This window comes from Streptomyces sp. Edi2 (genome assembly GCF_040253635.1).
GTDB lineage: Bacteria > Actinomycetota > Actinomycetes > Streptomycetales > Streptomycetaceae > Streptomyces.
In genome coordinates, this window is record NZ_JBEJGX010000003.1 from 1906573 (window position 1) to 1921209 (window position 14637).

General features: G+C 70.3%; 11 protein-coding genes and 1 pseudogene. 4 read left to right on the plus strand and 8 right to left on the minus strand.

Going from position 1 to position 14637, the window contains the following annotated elements; genetic code table 11:
• Positions 1–172: 172 nt before the first annotated feature.
• From ald to pyrG, 4 genes are all read right to left on the minus strand, one after another.
• Positions 173–1288 (minus strand): alanine dehydrogenase, encoded by a 1116-nt coding sequence (gene ald, locus ABR737_RS11880; RefSeq protein WP_088801953.1) that lies wholly within the window; start codon positions 1286–1288, stop codon positions 173–175.
• A 168-nt stretch (positions 1289–1456) separates the two neighbouring features.
• Positions 1457–3601, minus strand: a complete 2145-nt coding sequence (locus tag ABR737_RS11885) for a tetratricopeptide repeat protein (RefSeq protein WP_350250155.1) — start codon at positions 3599–3601, stop codon at positions 1457–1459.
• Positions 3602–3771: 170 nt separating this feature from the next.
• Entirely contained in the window at positions 3772–4398 is a 627-nt protein-coding gene (locus tag ABR737_RS11890) for an NUDIX domain-containing protein (protein ID WP_350250156.1), read from the minus strand.
• 96 nt (positions 4399–4494) lie between these two features.
• Positions 4495–6150: a CTP synthase gene (gene pyrG, locus ABR737_RS11895; RefSeq protein WP_350250157.1), complete on the minus strand. Its 1656-nt coding sequence runs from the start codon at positions 6148–6150 to the stop codon at positions 4495–4497.
• 439 nt (positions 6151–6589) lie between these two features.
• Between pyrG and ABR737_RS11900 the strand changes: the two genes are divergently transcribed.
• From ABR737_RS11900 to ABR737_RS11910, 3 genes and pseudogenes are all read left to right on the plus strand, one after another.
• Positions 6590–8401, plus strand: a complete 1812-nt coding sequence (locus ABR737_RS11900) for a glycoside hydrolase family 15 protein (RefSeq protein WP_350256754.1) — start codon at positions 6590–6592, stop codon at positions 8399–8401.
• A gap of 205 nt (positions 8402–8606) precedes the next feature.
• A pseudogene (locus tag ABR737_RS11905) lies at positions 8607–8705 on the plus strand (IS481 family transposase); the annotation flags it as partial.
• 184 nt (positions 8706–8889) lie between these two features.
• Complete coding sequence (locus ABR737_RS11910) at positions 8890–9180, plus strand: hypothetical protein (RefSeq protein WP_350250158.1); 291 nt, start codon at positions 8890–8892, stop codon at positions 9178–9180.
• 28 nt (positions 9181–9208) lie between these two features.
• On the opposite strand, the gene ABR737_RS11915 is transcribed toward ABR737_RS11910, so the two are convergent.
• The 3 genes from ABR737_RS11915 to ABR737_RS11925 form a co-directional block, all read right to left on the minus strand.
• Positions 9209–10135 (minus strand): NADP-dependent oxidoreductase, encoded by a 927-nt coding sequence (locus ABR737_RS11915; protein ID WP_350250159.1) that lies wholly within the window; start codon positions 10133–10135, stop codon positions 9209–9211.
• Between the two features lie 69 nt (positions 10136–10204).
• Positions 10205–11329, minus strand: a complete 1125-nt coding sequence (locus ABR737_RS11920; protein ID WP_350250160.1) for an FAD-dependent oxidoreductase — start codon at positions 11327–11329, stop codon at positions 10205–10207.
• Between the two features lie 73 nt (positions 11330–11402).
• Positions 11403–12296 (minus strand): NADP-dependent oxidoreductase, encoded by an 894-nt coding sequence (locus tag ABR737_RS11925; RefSeq protein ID WP_350250161.1) that lies wholly within the window; start codon positions 12294–12296, stop codon positions 11403–11405.
• A 71-nt stretch (positions 12297–12367) separates the two neighbouring features.
• Between ABR737_RS11925 and ABR737_RS11930 the strand changes: the two genes are divergently transcribed.
• Complete coding sequence (locus ABR737_RS11930; RefSeq protein ID WP_350250162.1) at positions 12368–12952, plus strand: TetR/AcrR family transcriptional regulator; 585 nt, start codon at positions 12368–12370, stop codon at positions 12950–12952.
• Between the two features lie 316 nt (positions 12953–13268).
• On the opposite strand, the gene ABR737_RS11935 is transcribed toward ABR737_RS11930, so the two are convergent.
• Positions 13269–14513, minus strand: coding sequence for a beta-1,3-glucanase family protein (locus ABR737_RS11935; protein ID WP_350250163.1), 1245 nt, complete (start codon positions 14511–14513; stop codon positions 13269–13271).
• Positions 14514–14637 lie beyond the last annotated feature (124 nt).

Here is a 14637-nt window from a genome sequence, read left to right on the forward strand (position 1 = left end):
GGCGTCGGACCGAAGTTTCCGGGGTGCGCGAAACGGCTAAAGGGTCACGTTCGCGGCGAGTTGGAGGCCACCGTTCCGGAACACGGCGTTCCGCGCACCACGCATGCAACCGGCCGGGCCTTGTCGACAAGGCCCGGCCGGATATGCAGCGTTGACGCGCTTCGTTGACGTCTCAGCCGAGGAGGGTGCGCAGTTCGACGTGCTCCAGGCCGTGCGCCTCGGCGACGGGGCCGTAGACGACCTTGCCGTCGTGCGTGTTCAGGCCCTTGGCCAGCGCCGGGTCACGGCGCAGCGCCTCGACCCAGCCACGGTTCGCCAGCTCCACGATGTAGGGCAGCGTGGCGTTGGTGAGGGCGTGGGTGGAGGTGTTCGGCACCGCGCCGGGCATGTTGGCGACGCAGTAGAAGACCGAGTTGTGGACCGCGAAGGTCGGCTCGGCGTGCGTGGTGGGACGGGAGTCCTCGAAGCAGCCGCCCTGGTCGATCGCGATGTCGACAAGAACACTTCCGGGCTTCATCTTGGCGACGAGCTCGTTGGTGACCAGCTTCGGCGCCTTGGCGCCGGGGATCAGGACGGCACCGACGACGAGGTCGGCCTCGACGACGGCCTTCTCCAGCTCGTAGGCGTTGGAGACGATCGTCTGCACCTTGGTGCCGAAGATCTTGTCGGCCTCGCGGAGCTTGTTGATGTCCTTGTCGAGCAGGGTGACGTGGAAGCCGAGGCCCACGGCGATCTGCAGCGCGTTCCAGCCGGAGACGCCACCGCCGATGATGACGGCCTTGCCCGCGTGGACACCGGGGACACCGCCGGGCAGCACACCGCGGCCGCCGGCCTGGCGCATCAGGTGGTAGGCGCCGACCTGCGGGGCGATCCGGCCCGCGACCTCGGACATCGGGGCGAGCAGCGGCAGCTGGCGGCCGGCCGTCTCGACGGTCTCGTAGGCGATCGCGGTGGTGCCGGACTCCAGCAGCGCGTCGGTGCACTCCCGGGAGGCGGCCAGGTGCAGGTAGGTGAAGAGCGTCTGGTCCTTGCGGAGACGGTGGTACTCCTCCGCGATCGGCTCCTTGACCTTCAGCAGCAGGTCAGCGGTGCCCCAGACCTCGTCGGCGGTGTCCAGGATGGAGGCACCGGCGGAGACGTACTCCTCATTCGTGATGGAGGAGCCGGCGCCGGCGTCCTTCTCGATGAAGACCTGGTGGCCGTGGCGGACGAGTTCGTTCACTCCGGCGGGCGTGATAGCCACGCGGAACTCGTTGTTCTTGACCTCGCGGGGGATGCCGACCTTCACGTCGATCACGGTCCTTGAAAGAGAGGGTGCAGGAGGAATTATCCCCTCATGCGATGCATGACGGAACTGACCGCGCCGAACGCGGCCCGGCCAGTCTATTGAAGGAGCTCTCGTTGTCTAGCCTTGCAAAGCATTAATTCTTGCGAGAAGCACCACCGATTTCGCAGGCTACTGGGAGTGATCTTCAAGGAGACGTTCCCCCACGGCCCGGTGGAGCCGTGCCGCCGCCGGATCCCCGAGCCGGTCGAGGGTGTCCGCAATCCGTAGTTGCAGTGCCGCCTCCAGTCGTCCGTCGCCCGCTTTCCTGGCGATGCCGAGAGCTTCGAGGCAGGTCCGCAGCGCCTCCTCGGGCCGTCCCGCGTACTCCTGCACCCGGGCCAGCTCACCGGTCGCCCGCGCCTGGCCGGCCACATCGCCGGTCCTGCGGTAGGTGCCGACCGCCGCCCGCCAGGCCTTGAGCGCTTCGCCCCACCGGCCCGCATAGGTGTGCGCCCCGCCGATCCGGCCCTGCAGCCGCGCCGCGTCCCCGCTCTCGCCGCGGGCCAGCCGCAACTCCAGCGCCCGGCCGTACCAGTCGGCGGCCCGCTGCCAGTCACCCAGCGTGGTGTACGTACCACCCAGCGACTCCAGCGCCCGGCCGGTCGCCACCGGGTCCTGCACCGAGCGGGCAGCCTCCAGCGCACCCCGGTAGCGGGTGAGCGCCTGGTCGGTGCGGCCCGCCTGCCCGTCCAGGTCCGCGAGGTTCAGCAGGGCGGCGGCTTTCTCCCGTGGCAGCTCGCGCCGCTCGGCGACCTGGAGCACGAGCCCGTGCAGCGCATAGAGGTCCGGCGCGGCCGCCTCGGGGCCCTGGTGCGCGAGCAGCGTGCGGGTCAGCGCGGCCATCAACCGGCGGTCCAGCGTGTCGAGTTCGCCGTCCGCGACGGCGATCCCGGCGGCGTCGAGCAGCGCACCGCGGCGGGTGTGCAGCCAGTGCGCGGCAGCGGCCCTCGAGGAGAAGCGCAGCGAGCGCGGCAGCCCGGCGACCTTGTGCCGCGCGGGGGAATCGGCCGGCTCGGCCATCGCCCGGCAGGACTGGAGCAGCCGTACGGTCCGCTCCAGCATCCGGGCGCGGGCCAGCTGGATGTCGGCCGGGCGCTCGTGTTCCGGGAGCAGGTCGCGCGCCAGCGGGGCGAGGCAGCCGGGCAGGCGGTACTGCGGGCGCAGGGCCGGGTCGGGCGCACCGTCGGCGGCGGCGGGCCCGTCGTCCCCGGCGGCGGCCGGGCGCAGCAGGCCGAGCGCGGTGAAGTCGCCCAGCGTCGTGGCGGCCGCCGCCACCGAGCAGCCGGCCAGGGCGGAGGCGATATGGGCGTCCACGAGACCGCCGGGCGCCAGAGTGATCAGCCGCAGTATGCGGGCGGCGGGCGGCGGCAGGGCATCGTGGACGAGCCGGAAGGCGCGGTAGAGCGGTCGGGCGCCGGTGGGCAGGTCGTCGGGCAGCGGGACGGCGTGCAGTGCCTGGTACAGATCGGCGACCGAGGACATGGGGCGGGCGGCGAGCCAGGCACCGGCCAGCACCAGCGCGGCGGGCTGGCCGCCGCACTCCTCGGCGACGCTGTCGGCGGTGCGCGGGTCGACGGTGATCCGGGTCGGCCCGGCGTACCGGCTGAGCATGTCGACACCGGCCGCGCTGTCCAGGCCGCCCAGGGCACACGGCCGGACGTCCGAAATGCCGGTCAGCGGCCCCTGCGAGACCACCACGACCAGGCAGTCGGGGGCGTCCGGGAGCAGCGGTCCGACCTGCTCGGCGCCCGGTGCGTCATCCAGGAAGAGCAGCGCGCGACGCCCGGCGAGGGCATCGCGCAGCTGCTCGGCCAGCTCGTCCTCGGCGGCGCCCGGCACCGCGTCGAGGCCGAGCGCGGCCAGCAGCTCCCGCGCGGTGCGGCCGGTGTCGGCCGGTTCGCCGCCCGGGCCGGTCAGCGTGGCCCGCAGCACTCCGTCGGGGTGGTCGTCCGCCAGTTCGCGCAGCAGCTCCTCGGCCAGGGCCGTACGCCCGGACCCGGGGCGGCCGGCGATCAGCAGCACCCGGCTGCGGGCGCCCTTGCGGCCGGAGAGGGTGTCCAGGCCGGCCCGGGCGATATCGGCGTGCAGCGCCTTGAGTTCGCGGCGGCGTCCGGCGAACCCGGCGGCGGGGGCGGTGGCGGTCGCACGGGCGGCGGGGCGGGCGGCGGCGCCGTCTCTGCGGACCCCCGGCGCCCGCCGTCCGGGTGCCGCCGTGGCAGGCCCGTCCGCCATCTCCGGCGGGAGGTGCCCCCCGCCCACCGCCTGATCCGTCACCGGTCACGCTCCCGTCCACCTGCGCGTACGTGTCCGCCGCCGGGACGGAACGTTGCCGAGCGTAGTTCACGGGCCGTCACCTCCCCTGCAGAGCAGGGCGGTTGCGTCACCCGATCGGATCGGTGGATCATCCGACCGGCTCGTGGCGGGACGGCGGCGGGCCCGGCGGCTCAGGCCTCGAAGGGGCGGGCCGGCCACGGGGCATCGGCCGGCCGCAGTGCGTCCAGGCCCTCCCCAACCCGGGCTGCGGTCAGCGCCAGCACCCCCACGACGAGGCAGTTGTTGTGCAGATCACCGGCGAGTACCAGGCGGACCAGCTCGTCGTGCGGCACCCGCGCCAGCTCCATGTCGGCCTCCTCCTCGGAGACCTCGAACCGCTCGCCCTCTGCCTCGGACAGATCACGGGCGAGGAAGATCCGTACGGCCTCGTCGCAGCCGCCGGGCGTGGTGTAGACATCGGTCAGCACCCGCCAGTCCGCGGCCTTGACGTGCGCCTCCTCGTACAGCTCGCGCTGCGCGGCGTGCAGCGGGTTCTCACCGGGGACGTCGAGGAGCCCGGCGGGGATCTCCCACAGCTTCTGGCGTACGGGGTGGCGGTACTGGCGCAGCACCAGCACCCGGCCCTCGTCGTCGAGCGCGAGGACGGCCACGGAGCCGGGGTGGACCTGGTAGTCGCGGGTGACGGTGGAGCCGTCCGGCATCACGACCGTATCGGTGCGCACGCTGGTCTTGTTCCCGGTGAACGGCGTCGTGGTCGCGGTGACCGTCCACTCCTCCGGGGTGTCCTTGATCGCCATGGCGCGTCCTCCTGTGTATTGCCTGTGCCAACGCAGAAACCGGGGCACGACCTCGAAGAGGCCGTACCCCGGCAACCGTATCCGTCGCGCTGTCCCTTACTTCGCGGTGCCCGTCTTGCGCGCGACCGCGGCCTTCACCAGCCCGGCGAAGAGCGGGTGCGGGCGGGTCGGACGGGAGCGCAGCTCGGGGTGCGCCTGGGTGGCGACGAGGTAGGGGTGCACCTCGCGCGGGTACTCGACGTACTCGACGAGCTTGTTGTCCGGGGAGGTGCCGGAGAACTGCAGCCCGGCCTTCTTCTCCAGCTCACCGCGGTAGGCGTTGTTGACCTCGTAGCGGTGGCGGTGGCGCTCCTCGACGTACGGCTGGTCGTCGTAGACCTCGCGGACGATGGAGCCCTCGGCGAGCTTGGCCGGGTACATACCCAGCCGCATCGTGCCGCCCATATCGCCCTCACCTGCGACGATGTCCATCTGCTCGGCCATCGTGGAGATCACCGGGTCGGCGGCGGCCGGGTCGAACTCGGTGGAGTTCGCGCCCTCGATGCCGGCCAGGTTGCGGGCCGCCTCGATGACCACGCACTGCAGGCCCAGGCACAGGCCGAGCAGCGGGAGCTTGTTCTCCCGGGCGTAGGTGATCGCGCCGACCTTGCCGTCCACGCCGCGGTCGCCGAAGCCGCCGGGGATGCAGACGGCGTCGCAGTCGTCGAGCTGCTGGGCGGCGCCGGCCGGGGTCTTGCAGTCGTCGGAGGTGACCCACTTCAGCTTCACGCGGGTCTTGTTCGCGAAGCCGCCGGCCCGCAGCGCCTCGGTGACCGAGAGGTAGGCGTCCGGCAGGTCGATGTACTTGCCGACCAGCGCGACCTTGACCTCGTGGTCGGGGTTGTGGACGCGGTCGAGCAGGTCCTCCCACTGGGTCCAGTTCACGTCGCGGAACGGGAGGTCCAGCTTCCGTACGACATAGGCGTCCAGGCCCTCGGTGTGCAGCACCTTGGGGATGTCGTAGATCGACGGGGCGTCGATCGCGGCGACGACCGCGGCCTCGTCGACGTCGCACATCAGCGAGATCTTGCGCTTGATCGCGGTGGGCACCTCGCGGTCGGCACGCAGCACGATCGCGTCGGGCTGGATACCGATGTTGCGCAGCGCCGCGACCGAGTGCTGGGTCGGCTTGGTCTTCAGCTCACCGGAGGGGCCGATGTAGGGGAGCAGCGAGATGTGGACGACGAAGACGTTGTCCCGGCCGACCTCGTGGCGGACCTGGCGGACGGTCTCCAGGAACGGCAGCGACTCGATGTCGCCGACGGTGCCGCCGACCTCGGTGATGACGACGTCGACGTCCTCGGTCGCCATCCGCCGGATGCGGTGCTTGATCTCGTTGGTGATGTGCGGGATGACCTGCACGGTGTCACCGAGGTACTCGCCGCGCCGCTCCTTGGCGATCACGGTGTTGTAGACCTGGCCGGTGGTGACGTTCGCGCTGCCGTCGAGGTCGACGTCGAGGAAGCGCTCGTAGTGGCCGATGTCCAGGTCGGTCTCGGCGCCGTCGTTGGTGACGAAGACCTCACCGTGCTGGAACGGGTTCATCGTTCCCGGGTCGACGTTCAGGTACGGGTCGAGCTTCTGCATCGTGACCCGCAGGCCCCGCGCCTTGAGGAGAGCACCCAGGCTGGAGGCGGTGAGCCCCTTGCCCAGCGAGGAGGCGACGCCCCCCGTGACGAAGAGGTGCTTGGTCGTCGTGGATTTGGGCGGCATGGCCAAGAGGGAACTCCCGTGGTCGCGAGGTGGAGAGGTGCGAAGCGGCGTGGGGCCTGGGATTCAGGTGCCGTCGCTGCGGTTCGGGGGTGCCGTGACTTCTGCCGTGACATCTATCTGCGTCCCACCGGTCCACGGGGTACCAGGCTATCAGCGACCTGGCATGGTCGTGCCCGGCCGCACAGCGGAACCTGGAAGTGACCGCTCCGGATGACGCTGTCACGTGACGGAGGCCACCCGTTTGGACCGCTTCACTCGTCGCGAGGGTCGCGCGGATCACCCACGTGCGTCGTATCCTGCTCGGACACTCGCAACGAGCCGTCCGGGAAGGCACCACCCCCGCCGCCCGATTTCCGGTCCCGCTGCTCGGCGACGTTTCATGGGCAGGACGGACAGATCACAACGTCCCATGGGGGGCGTGACTCCAGTTCGACGGGAGATGCACGTGGCCGGGCGCATCGAGGACTACGCACTCATCGGCGATATGCAGACCGCCGCTCTAGTGTGCAGGGACGGCACGGTCGACTGGCTGTGCCTGCCGCGCTTCGACTCCCCGGCGGTCTTTGCAGGACTGCTGGGCACGGAGGAGCACGGATTCTGGCGGATGGGGCCGGTCAACGGCCCCGGGGGCCGGCCCGCACCGGCCGACCGCCGGCGCTACCGGGGCGATTCGCTCGTCCTGGAATCGGAGTGGGACACCCCGCGCGGCACCGTCCGGGTGATCGACTTCATGCCCCCGCGCGATGGCGCGCCGCAGCTCATCCGCATCGTGGAGGGCGTCAGCGGCCGGGTGCCGATGCGCTCGGAGCTGCGGATGCGGTTCTCCTACGGCTGGGTCGTGCCCTGGGTGCACAAGATCGACGACCGTACGGTCGCGGTGGCGGGCCCCGATTCGGTGTGGCTGGACACCGAGGCGGAGACGTACGGCAAGGACCTGACGACGTTCTCCGACTTCACCGTTTCGCCGGGTGAGCGGATCGCGTTCACGATCAGCTGGGAGCCCTCCCACAAGCCGCCGCCGGCGGTGGCGGAGCCCGAGGCGTCGCTGGAGGCGACCGAGGAGTTCTGGCGCGAGTGGGTCGAGCACTGCACGTACCACGGCCCCTACCGCGATGCGGTGGTGCGTTCGCTGATCACGCTGAAGGCGCTGACGTACGCGCCGACCGGCGGGATCGTGGCGGCGCCGACGACCTCGCTGCCGGAGTGCATCGGCGGCGTGCGCAACTGGGACTACCGCTTCACCTGGCTGCGGGACGCGGCGATCACGCTGTCCTCCCTGCTGCGCACCGGCTACCGCGAAGAGGCGCGGGCCTGGCGGGAGTGGCTGCTGCGGGCGGTGGCCGGCGATCCGGAGAACCTGCAGATCATGTACGGCATCGCCGGTGAGCGCGAACTGGGCGAGAACGATCTCACCTGGCTTCCCGGGTACGAGAATTCCCGTCCGGTGCGGGTCGGCAACGGCGCCGCCGGACAGCTCCAGCTCGATGTCTACGGCGAGGTCACCGAGGCGCTGCATCTGGCGCACATGACGGGCCTGGCCCGTAACGACTACGCCTCGCTGCTCCAGCTCAAGCTGATCCAATGGGTGGAGAAGCACTGGGACGAGCCGGATGAGGGCATCTGGGAGGTCCGCGGCCCGCGCCGGCACTTCGTGCACTCCAAGGTCATGACCTGGGTCGCGGTCGACCGCACGGTCAAGCTGATCGAGTCCGGGGATGTCGACGGGCCGCTGGAGCGCTGGAAGGACCTGCGCGAGACGATCCACCGCGACGTCTGCGAGAACGGCTACGACAAGGAACGCAACACCTTCACCCAGTCCTACGGCTCGCAGGAGCTGGACGCCTCGCTGCTGCTGATCCCGCAGATGGGGTTCCTGCCGCCGGACGACAAGCGCGTGATCGGCACGATCGAGGCGATCCAGCGGGAGCTGTCCACCGAGGACGGCTTCGTGCTGCGCTACCCGACGTCCGGTGCGCACGATCTCGGGGTGGACGGCCTGGAGGGTGAGGAAGGTGCCTTCCTGGCGTGCTCGTTCTGGCTCGCCGACGACCTCGCGATGATCGGCCGGGTCGACGAGGCCCGCAAGCTCTTCGAGAAGCTGCTCTCGCTCCGCAACGACCTGGGCCTGCTCGCGGAGGAGTGGGACCCCAAGGGCCAGCGGCAGGTGGGCAACTTCCCGCAGGCGTTCAGCCACGTTCCGCTGATCGACACGGCACTGCGGCTGACGGCCAGCGGGGCTTACGGAGGCTGAGGTGCTGTAGGGCCTCATTTTCCGTGTCGGAATCTCACAGTCGATGTCGTACGGATGTCGGATACGACATCACCGTGAGACTGGCTAGATGTGTTGTCCCGGGACGTTGGTGACAGGCGACATGCCTCTCAGGGTGCTTGAAAGAGGGAGGGCCTTCTGGTTTCGGTGTGGATTGCGAAGTCTGCACCGATGCCAGGAGACCCTCGTGATCCACCGTAACGCCCCGCTGACGCCGACCGGCAGGCTGCGTCTGGCCCGGTGCGTCGTCGATGACGGCTGGCCGTTGCGCCGGGCCGCGGAACGGTCCCGGGACGCCATGTTTCGCCCTCCGTGAGTCGCACCTCAGCATGTCACCCCGCAGGTCAGCGGCCCCGCCTCAGCAAGATCTAATGAGACCGGACACCGACCGTTGTTTCGCTCAAACGTGTGAGTACCTCCGGCTTTTCTGGAGGGGGCGCGGATGTCTGCTCCAGGCTGTCATCCACTGCTTGATCGCATCGAGCCTGCTGCAGGGGCGGGGGTGGCTGGTGTCCGTTGAGTCGGCCGTGGTGAGTTTCCGTACGCCGGACCAGGTGGTCGAAGGCGAACCATGGGAGAGCACCGGTAGTGCCACGTTGGCGGCGGTGACTCCGCGGAGAACCTTCCGTTGGTACAACGGCCAGAAGCACTTCTCGGGGCGCCGCGCCGATCTCGACAGCGTTCCGATCGGGGAGGCTGCTGAGCCGGACCTTCCCCGCAACCACGGCCTTCAGCAGAAACGGCTGAGCCACATGCGGTAGGCGGCGAGCGCGGCCAGGCCCACGGCTGTCAGGGCACGGTGATGACGATCTTGCCGCGCGCGTGGCCGGTGGCGCTGGCGTCGTGAGCTGTGGCGGTCTCCTTCAACGGGAACACGGCGTGCAGCGGGACGGTGAGGCGTCCGCGGTCGGCGAGATCGGCCGCCAGTGGCAGTCCTGCCCAGCCCGGCGACTCTCCTGCTTGGGAGCGGGAGTACCGCACTCCGTGTCGGCCGGCGTCGAAGTCGGCGATGGTCACCACGCGGTGCGGGTCGCCGGCGATGGCCACCAGTTCGCCAAGAGAGCCCTTACCGGCCGCGTCCAGAACCACGTCGACCCCGTGCGGAGCCAGTGGGGCAAGGCGATCGGCCAGCCCCGCCCCGTAGGTGACCGGAACGACGCCGAGCTGGTCGAGGAAGCCGTGGTTGCCTTCGCTCGCGGTGCCGATCACGTCGAGGCCGCGAGCCTGGGCGAGTTGCGCGGTGATGGTGCCGACGCCTCCGGCGGCACCATCGATCAGCAAGGTCATGCCCTCGGCGGCTTCCAGGGCTTCCAGTACACGCATGGCTGTGTCGATGTTGCCCGCGGCGCCACCCGCTTCCTCGAAAGACCACGACTGAGGCTTGGATGCCCATGCCTCAAGGACGGCGTACTGGGCCGCGGCGCCTCCCTGGTCCACGAAGGGGACGAGGCCGAAGACCTCGTCTCCCACGGCGGTGCCGGTCACCCCCTCTCCCACCTCGTCGACTATTCCGGCGGCATCCATGCCGGGGATGTGGGGGAAGTCCAGGGTGGCGATGTCCCGCAGCATCCCTGAACGCAGGTACCAGTCAACCGGGGTGACGCCGGTGGCACGCACCGCGATGCGGACCTGACCGGGCCCGGCGTGCGGCTCTTCGACCTCCTCCATGCAGAGGACTTCGGAACCGCCGTAGCGGTGGTATTGCATAGCAAACACGGACAACCTCCGTATGCGTAGTAAGTCGTTCAGCAGGAGAGCTTTCAGTCGCTCACCTCTGCGGGACTGTCAGATTCCCGCTTGGTCTCGGTCGGTGAAGAAATTGATCACGTCCTGGGGTGTGGGGTTGTGGGCGACTTCGGCGGCGGCCGCGGCGCTGCGGGGGAACAGCGCTTGTTCGTATGAGGTGAGGGCGGTCTCGATGTCGTCGGGGTGTGCGGCGAGGGCCTTTCCGAGTTCGGCACCGTCCTCCATGGCCAGGTTGGCGCCTTCACCGTTGGGGGTTGAGAGGTGGGCGGCGTCGCCGAGCAGGGTCACTCCCGGCACCCGGTCCCAGCGGTGCCCGACCGGCAGGGCGTGGAGGGGGCGCAGGACCGGCGCGGTCTGGCCGGCGGTGATCAGGGCGGTGAGTTCCGGTGCCCAGCCGTCGTACTCCTCCGCGATCCGCTCGGCGGCTGCGGCGGCATCGGTGAAGTCGATGGCGGCGAACCAGTCCTGCGGCCTGGTCACGGTGATGTAGGCGTGGAGGGTCCCGCCCTTCTCGCGGTGAGCCACGAGCCACTTGCCGTTCGTGTCCGGGTCGAGCGCGACGAGCGTCCCGCCGCCCACCGCTTTCGCGGTGGCCGGGTGCCCGGTGTCGGCGTCGTGCAGAGAGGTCTCGACGAAGGACCGGCCGACGTATTCGGGTGTGGCGTCGGAGAGCAGCGGCCGGACGCGTGACCACGCGCCGTCCGCGCCGACCAGCAGGCTCGTGACGGTGGTGGTGCCGTTCGCGAAGGTCACCTCGTGACGGCCCCCGGTGAGGGCGCGAATGCCGGTGGCCTTGTGGCCCCATCGGATGGTGCCATCGGGGAGTGCGTCAAGGAGCAGCTGCCGCAGCTCGCCGCGCTGCACCTCAGGACTTTGGCCCGTACCGTCGTCGGCCCTGTCGAACAGGACGGTCCCGTCCCGACCGAGGAGCCGTATCGCTTGGCGGCCCTCCAGGACGATGCCGCGGAACTCGTCCATCAACCCGGCTGCCTGGAGGGCGAGTTGACCGTTGTGGCCGTGGATGTCGAGCATCCCGCCCTGCGCACGTGCCGTCGGGGAGGACTCCGCCTCGTACAACGTGAACGGGATGCCGTGGACATGCAGGACGCGGGCCAGGACGAGGCCGCCGAGTCCGGCGCCGATGATCGTGACAGGGGCGTGCATGGGGCTCCTTGGATGCCGAAGGGAGGGTGCCGGGTCGGCAAGGTGCCGACCCGGCACCCCACCGGGAAAGGGCTCAGAGGGCGATGACCCGGCGCCCGCGCGTGTGACGGGCCTTGCTGTCGATGTGCGCCGCCGCGGCCCCGGTGAGCGGGTACGACTTCTCGACCGGGATGTGGAGCTTCCCGCGCGCGATGAGGCCGGCGGCCGCGGCGAGGGCTTCCGGCACGTTCCCGGTCACGCCGGAGAAGCGGGCGCCGAGGTCCGGCGCGCCGAGGTCGGCGATGGAGATCACCTGCTGCGGGTCCCCGGTCAGCTCGACGAGTTCGCGGATCACGCCCGAGCCGGCCAGATCGAGCGCCGCGTCGATCTGGCCGAGCCGCCGCACTCGCTCGACCCAGCCCTCGCCGTACGTCGTGGCGAGGGCGCCCAGGCCGCGCAGATAGTCCTGGTTCGCAGGCCCTGCGGTGCCGATCACCGTGATGCCGCGCTCGCGGGCGATCTGCAGTACCGCCGATCCCACTCCCCCCGACGCGCCGCTGACCAGCAGCGTCTGCCCGGGCTCCACACCGGCCTGGCGGATGATGCGCAGCGCGGTCTCCACCACGGAGGGGTATCCGGCCGCCTCTTCGAAGGTCAGCCCCTCGGGCATGTGGGCCCAGGCCGACAGCACGGCGAACTCGGCATACGTACTTGAGCCTCGCCCGAACACGCGGTCACCGACCTCGACCCCTTCGACGTGCTCGCCGACCTGGTCCACCACCCCGGCGGCGTCCTGCCCGACTCCGGCAGGCAACTCGACCGGGCGGACCTTCTGGAACTGGCCTTCACGGATCCGCCAGTCGACCGGGTTCACGCCCGCCGCCCGCACGGCGACGCGTATCTGGCCGGGGCCCGCGTGGGGCTCCTCGGCGTCTTCGAGGTGGAGAACGTCGGGACCGCCGAACTCGGCGAAGCTCACTCTCTTCATACGGCCGACCGTAACACTAACGGTTATGGTTTAGAAACTGCTATTCCTTTGGATTTGGTAGTGTCAGCGGCATGACCGTGCCGACGACCGGACGCCGTGAACGCAAGAAGGCCGCGACCCGCCAGAAGATCGCCGACACCGCCCTGCGGCTCTTCCTGGAGCGCGGGTACGACGCGGTGGGCATCCGTGACGTGGCCGCCGAGGCCGACGTGGCCGTCACCACGCTCTTCTCCCACTTCGCCTCGAAAGAGGCCCTGGTGTTCGAGCAGGACGAGAACTTCGAGCAACGCCTCACGCAGGCGGTCACCGGCCGGGAGCCGCACGAGCCACTCATCCCCGCGCTGCGCCGCGAGATCCAGGCCATGGTCCGGCACTGCACGGGGGACGGCGCCGCCCCGATCTACCGCATGATCGACGCGTCACGTGCCCTGCGGGAGTACGAGGAGTCGATGCGGCTGCGCCACGCGGAGTCGCTGGCCACGGCCCTCGTCGCCGATCCCGACCTGTCACAGAGCACAACGGCCTGCCGGACGATCGCGAGGTTCGTGATCGACGCCTATGCGCTGGTCCGCGAGGCGGCCGACCCGGACGCCGCGCTGGACGAGATCTTTCAGATGATCGAGGCGGCCTGGGAAGTCACCCGACCTTCTGGGTGAGGCTGCTGGCGAGCAGTGAATCCAGAGCCGGACGGGGCCTCAGCACGAACTCTGGTTCCGCACGAGCCAACTCGTCTCGGAATGACATCCGATCCGATCAAGACGGACCGTCGAGGAAACGACACGAGGTTGAGACTCCGACGTCCGACACGACGTGATACTGCGGAAGAACCTGCAGGTCACGAGGGCGATTTCCGACACCAGCCGCGAGACCCTACAGGTACGGCTGTGACGGTGCCGCCCCGGGAGACCGGGGCGGCACCTTTTGCGTGGGAAGGGCCCCGGGTTGCGCGCCCGAAGGGGGCCGGGGTGGGCGTCAGAAGGGGGTCAGGGTGAGGGTGATCTCCTTCGGGGCGCCGTCCTCGATGTAGGAGGCGAAGCCGGCGACGTCGTCGAAGGCGAAGCCGTAGGCCTTGCCGTCCCGCGTCGCGGCGTGCATGGCCTTGGCGTAGTGGTTGGTCAGTTGCTGCCGGTAGAAGGCGGCCGGATCGGTGGTGGGCTGCTGCGCCTGCGTGGTGAGGGTGGAGCGGTTGAGGGCGGCGCCCAGGATGGCGGCGATGGGGCCGCGGGTGCTGTCATTGGGGGCCGCGAGGGTGCCGTCGCAGAAGAGGACGTCGCGGGTGGACGGCTTGTCGAAGGAGACCGTCCCGGTGGGGGCACTCCCGCCCCGGCCTCTGAGGCCTTGAGGGACGGCGAAGGAGAGCTTTCCGCCGCTGACCCGGCCGGTGAAGGTGCCCGCGGCGGTGGTGACGGTCAGGTCCTTGGCCGCGTAGGCGGACCAGGCCTCGTCGATGGCCGGGGCGAGGTAGTCGGTCGCGAACAGCCCGGTGTCCAGGCCGTGGCCGGGGGCGATCACGCGCCGGTCGCCGATGACCAGGCGGTCGAAGCCCTCGGCGGCCTTGACGTCGGAGAAGACCGTGGCGCGGGCCCCGTCCTCGAGCTCGCCGGTGGTCTGCTCCCTGGCCCCGGTGAGCTTGATCGCCAGCGGGACGCTGAACATGTCGACCATCGTGGTGTTGCAGAACATTCCACCGGAGTTGTACGTGAACTCGGCGCAGTCGTGGAGGACGTCGTAATTGGGGTCGGAGGAGACCCAGCCCGCCGGGTAGGCGAGCGCGGCCTTGCCGTTGCCGTCCTCGACCGCCTTGAACTTGAGCTTGCCGCCCAGCGCGGTGTAGATCCGGCCGGACATCTGTGGCAGCTGAAGGGTGGTGGTGCCGCTCGCGGCGAGCGGTATCGCGTAGTCGGTGTAGCCGTCCGGGCCGTTGTCAGCGAGCGCGACGGGCCGGAGTTCGCCGTCCGGGGTGACGTGCACCTGCTGGGTGCCGTCGTTGCCGACCAGGTAGATCCAGACCGAGGAGTTGGCGTAGGCGCCGGAGCGGTTGACGACGTGCAGGGGCATCGAGGCGGCGCTCCGGGCGGGCCGGGTGGCCGACGCGAGGGCGTGGACGGGGGCATGGACGGGGGCGGAGGCGCCGAGGGCACGGCCGGCCGACGCGAGGCCGGAGGCGGTGGCGGCGCCGGCGGCGAGGCCGCCGAGCAGGCTGCGGCGAGTGATCACGAGGCGGCTCCCTGCGGCTGTTGCCGCTTCGCCGCCGCTTGTGCGCAGGACTTCCCGGGCCGATATCTCATGCTCATGGCACTCTTTCCGGCAGTGGGGGGTGGGGAGTTCCTTAAAGCCATCC